A 4,217-nucleotide genomic window follows, 5' to 3' on the forward strand; every position below is an offset into this window, starting at 1 on the left:
GCTCCGCCCCCCCACGCTCGGCCCCCCCATGCTCCGGGCCCCGCCTGAGCATCGTTGGGGTCGATCACGGTCACTATCCGCCCCTGGTCGACCCCGATCGATCTCCATCAACCGCGGTCGCGGCCCCTGCGCCCCGCGTCCCGGGGCCCGCGCCGGGCTGTGACCGGGACAACTGGCGCGCGCCTACCCGAAAGGCTCAGTCGGCGCCGCGTGCGGCCGATCAGGTAGTCATGCCGGCCCTTGGTGGGTCGGGAACCGTGCGTGGCCGCGACCCGGCCCGTGCACCACACCAGGGATGGGAATCAGTCGTGATCGTCGTGACACGCCTCAACGGGCCGCAGTTCGCGGTGAATCCCGACCTGCTCCAACGCATCGAGACGACGCCGGACACGATCCTCACCCTGATCGACGGCACCAAGTACATCGTCGCCGAGTCGATGGAGGAGGTCACGGCCCTGGTCGTGGCGTACCGGGCGCGCGTCATCGCCACGATGATGGAGATGTCCGACGACGCCCTCGGTGACACCACGGCTTCCGCGATCTCCGCGGTGACCGAGCTCAGGCGGCCGGCACTCCGGTCCCTGCCCCCCGTCCCGGAGGCTGACTGATGGATCCGGCAACCCTGGCAGGGCTCGCCTTCGCCTTCGGCATGGTGCTCATGGGCATCCTCGTCGAGGGCGCGAGCCCGATGTCCGTGGTGCTCCCCGCACCGATGATCCTCGTGCTGGGTGGCACCCTCGGTGCTGGCCTCGCGAGCAGCACGATCAAGGACGCGATCCGGACGTTCAGCAGCCTGCCGAAGTACCTGTTCTTCAAGAAGCCCGACCTCGACAAGACGGTCGACACCGTGGTGGGTCTCGCCGACCGCGCCCGCCGTGAGGGGCTGCTGTCCCTCGAGGACGCCGCCCGCGACGTCGACGACGAGTTCCTCCAGTCCGGGCTGCAGGCCGCGATCGACGGCACCGACCCGGACGACCTGCGCGAGATGCTCGAAGACCGTGTGGCCAGCAAGAAGGCCCTCGACAAGGTCATCGGCAAGTACTGGAACACCATGGGTGGCTACGCGCCGACCATCGGGATCATCGGTACGGTCGTCTCCCTCGTGCACGTGCTCGAGAACCTGGCCCAGCCGGATGAGCTCGGGCACATGATCGCTGCGGCCTTCGTCGCGACCCTGTGGGGCCTGCTCAGCGCCAACCTGATCTTCCTGCCGCTCGGCGCCCGCGTGAGCCGCGTCTCCGAGCTCGAGGTCGCCCACATGGAGATGGCCGTCGAGGGCCTCCTCGCCATCCAGGCCGGGGCCAACCCGCGCCTGGTGGGCCAGCGCCTGCGCAGCCTCATGCCGCCGGACCTCGTCAAGGAGGCTGCATGAGCAGCGGACGCGGCTCGGGCGGGCACGGCGGACGCCGGGGCAAGAAGCACGAGGAGGAGGAGCACGAGAACCACGAGCGGTGGGCAGTCAGCTACGCCGACATGATGACCGTGCTCGTCGGACTGTTCATCGTCCTGTACGCCATGAGCAACGTGGACCAGGTCAAGTACGAGCAGCTGCGCGACTCCCTCGCCGCGGGCTTCGGCAACGGCCAGCCCTCGATCCTCGAAGGGAACGTCGGCACGCTGGACGGGGTCGAGCGTTTCGAGATCTCCCCGACCCTGCGCGAGGACGTCGCCGAAGCCCAGGCCGGCCCGGCCGTCGAGGACCCGGACGCCCCCGAGGAGGCCGACACCACGGCCGCCGACGCACGCACCATGGCCCTCGCGGAGCAGGAGTACGGCCGGCTCGAAGGCATCGCGACCCAGATCGCCAACGCCCTGGACGACGAAGGCCTCGCGGACCGGGTGCGGTTCCGCATCACCGAGCGCGGCCTGTTCATCGGGATGGTGGCCGACGACGTCTTCTTCAGCCCCGACTCCTCCCGCCTGACCGGCACCGCCGAGCGGATCGTCGACACGATCGCCCCGGTGCTCGTCGGCCTCGACGAGGAGATCTCCGTCGAGGGCCACGCCAACGTCCTGCCCAGCACGCGCTACCCCACCAACTGGGAGCTCTCCTCCGACCGGGCCACCCAGGTGCTGCGGCGCCTGGTGGAGACCGGTCGGGTCCCCGGGGGACGCATCGCGGCCGTCGGCTTCGGCGAGTCCCGTCCGTTGGACTCGGCCGATGACCTCAACGCCAACCGTCGCGTGGACCTCGTGGTCCTGAGCGACGCGCCCGAGACCGTCCGCGAGCTCCTCCCGAGAATCGCAGCCACCGACCCAGGAGTCAGCTGATGCCCACCGAGCAGCGCGTCATCGCGTCCAAGCCCAAGATCGGCGCCCGCCCCACGGCGGGCGCGGCCCCCGAGTCCGCCGCAGAAGCCCCGGCCAAGAGCAAGAAGAAGCTCATCATCATCCTCGCGGCCGTCCTGGTCCTGGGGGGTGGCGGTGGCTACTGGTTCCTCATGGGACCGGGTGCCGGCGACGCCACGGCCGAGGAGGGCGCGGTCGAGGAGGAGCACAAGCCTGAGCCCGGCGAGATCATGACCGTCGAGCCCGTGAGCATCAACCTCGCCAAGGGGCACTACCTGCGTCTCGGCATGGGCCTGCAGATGTCCGCCGACGCCGGCGGCCACGGCAAGCCGAACCCCGCCCCGGCCCTCGACCTCGCGATCGACCTGTTCTCGGGTCGCCCGATGGACGAGGTCGCGAGCGCCGAAGGGCGCGAGGCCCTCAAGGCCGAGCTCCTCACCCACCTCGAGGAGGCCTACCACGGCGAGGTGATCGACCTGTTCTTCACGGACTACGTCACCCAGTGAGGTAGCCCGACGGCGTGGCGGGGTGGTGAACCACCCCGCCGCAGGCCGTCCCTGGGTACGCTCAGGAGAGCACTGAGCCGGCACGGATGCCGGTGCGTTCGCGGCGCCATGGAGGGCGCCACCTCGCCGCAGGGCCAGCGACCTGCGGAGCACGTCCGGCCGTACGCGGTCCCACCCCGGGTGGTTCTCGTACTTCCTGCGCGGTTCTCCTCATCACCCTGGCGCGCGCGCCGATGAGCACCCCGTGACGGTCCAGGACACGACGGCGCCCCCCGCGCGCCGCAAGCGCTCAGCAGAGCCCGAGGCGTACGACTTCCGACGCCCCATGACCCTCGCCCGTGAGCACGGGCGGGTCCTCGAGATGGCCTTCGAGACGTACGCCCGGCAGTGGGGGACTCAGCTCACCTCACGCCTGCGCGTCGTGGCGAACGTCAACCTCCTCACGGTCGAGATGCGCTCGTACGACGAGTACGTGCGCCCCCTGCCGGACATGACCACGATGGTGCTGTGCGAGGTCGACCAGGGCCGCGCGACCGCGGTGCTGCAGCTGCCGCTCGACTCCACCATGCTGTGGATCGACTACCTGCTGGGCGGTCCGGGCATCGCGACCCAGGACGCCGAGCGTGAGCTCACCGAGATCGAGTGGCACCTGCTGCGCGACCTGCTGCAGCACGCCGTCGCGGACCTGACCTACGCCTTCCAGTCGGTCGGCCAGATCGGCGTCGCGGTCAAGACGGTCCAGTACAACCCGCAGTTCGTGCAGGCCACCGCGGCCTCCGAGCCCGTGATCATCGCGACCTTCGACCTCACGGTCGCCGGGCGGGAGACCACCGCGACGTTCATGATCCCGGCGGAGATCATCATGACGGCCCTGCACTCGGGGGACCAGGCCGACAACCGCTCGGCCGACGCCCTGCTCGAGCACGCGGTCGCGACCGGTCGGCTCGCGGACCAGGTGCACGAGGTCCCGATGGACGTCTCGGTGCAGTTCACCCCCTACACCACCACCCCGGCGGAGATCGCCGGGCTCCAGATCGGTGACCTCGTGCCCCTGCGGCACCGCGCCGACAAGCCCCTCGACGTCGTCGTCGGCGACGTCGTCCTTGCCCGTGCCGCGCTCGGGAGCAACGGCTCCCGGCTCGCCTGCCTGGTCGTCACCTCCGAGGAGAAGCACTGATGCCTGCCCTGCCCACGCTGGACGCCGAGTCCGCCACGATCGCCCGTGCGGCGGCCACCGAGCTGGCCCGCCTGCTGCCCTCGACCGACGCACTGACCGTCGTCGAGCACGACCCCGCCGCCGGCCCGGCCGACGACGCCGTGGCCGTGCGCGCCTCCTTCGTCGGTGCCGTGAGCGCCGACCTCCTGGTGGTCGCCGACCAGGCCGGGGCCGAGGGCCTCGCCGGCACCGCCCCCACCAGCTCG

At 70.9% G+C, this 4,217-nt stretch carries 5 protein-coding genes and 1 pseudogene; all 6 read left to right on the top strand.

Annotated elements, in window-relative coordinates; translation table 11 throughout:
* Nucleotides 1–308 precede the first annotated feature (308 nt).
* The gene (locus L0B03_RS14650; RefSeq protein WP_250447081.1) at nucleotides 309–608 is read left to right on the top strand and encodes a flagellar FlbD family protein; all 300 of its coding nucleotides are present in this window, start codon (nucleotides 309–311) and stop codon (nucleotides 606–608) included.
* Nucleotides 608–1,372 carry a motility protein A gene (locus L0B03_RS14655; RefSeq protein ID WP_250447083.1) on the top strand — a complete coding sequence of 255 codons (765 nt, stop codon included), beginning with the start codon at nucleotides 608–610 and terminating at the stop codon, nucleotides 1,370–1,372. The genes L0B03_RS14650 and L0B03_RS14655 overlap by 1 nt, the downstream gene beginning before the upstream one ends.
* On the top strand, nucleotides 1,369–2,271 hold the full coding sequence (locus tag L0B03_RS14660; protein ID WP_250447085.1) for a flagellar motor protein MotB: 903 nt from the start codon (nucleotides 1,369–1,371) through the stop codon (nucleotides 2,269–2,271). The genes L0B03_RS14655 and L0B03_RS14660 overlap by 4 nt, the downstream gene beginning before the upstream one ends.
* Nucleotides 2,271–2,795 (top strand): flagellar basal body-associated protein FliL, encoded by a 525-nt coding sequence (gene fliL, locus L0B03_RS14665; RefSeq protein ID WP_250447087.1) that lies wholly within the window; start codon nucleotides 2,271–2,273, stop codon nucleotides 2,793–2,795. The genes L0B03_RS14660 and fliL overlap by 1 nt, the downstream gene beginning before the upstream one ends.
* Nucleotides 2,796–3,039: 244 nt before the next feature.
* Nucleotides 3,040–3,972 (top strand): flagellar motor switch protein FliM, encoded by a 933-nt coding sequence (locus L0B03_RS14670; RefSeq protein WP_250447088.1) that lies wholly within the window; start codon nucleotides 3,040–3,042, stop codon nucleotides 3,970–3,972.
* Nucleotides 3,972–4,217 (top strand): annotated as a pseudogene (locus tag L0B03_RS14675) (hypothetical protein); the annotation flags it as partial. The gene L0B03_RS14670 and the pseudogene L0B03_RS14675, both read left to right, overlap by 1 nt.

The organism is Actinotalea sp. C106 (assembly GCF_023630195.1).
In the GTDB taxonomy this organism is placed as follows: Bacteria; Actinomycetota; Actinomycetes; order Actinomycetales; family Cellulomonadaceae; genus Actinotalea.

Bases quoted from the DNA above. Each gene is read 5' to 3' on its own strand.
- fliL (WP_250447087.1), top strand. From the start codon at position 2,271: ATGCCCACCGAGCAGCGCGTCATCGCGTCCAAGCCCAAGATCGGCGCC.
- L0B03_RS14655 (WP_250447083.1), top strand. From the start codon at position 608: ATGGATCCGGCAACCCTGGCAGGGCTCGCCTTCGCCTTCGGCATGGTG.
- L0B03_RS14660 (WP_250447085.1), top strand. From the start codon at position 1,369: ATGAGCAGCGGACGCGGCTCGGGCGGGCACGGCGGACGCCGGGGCAAG.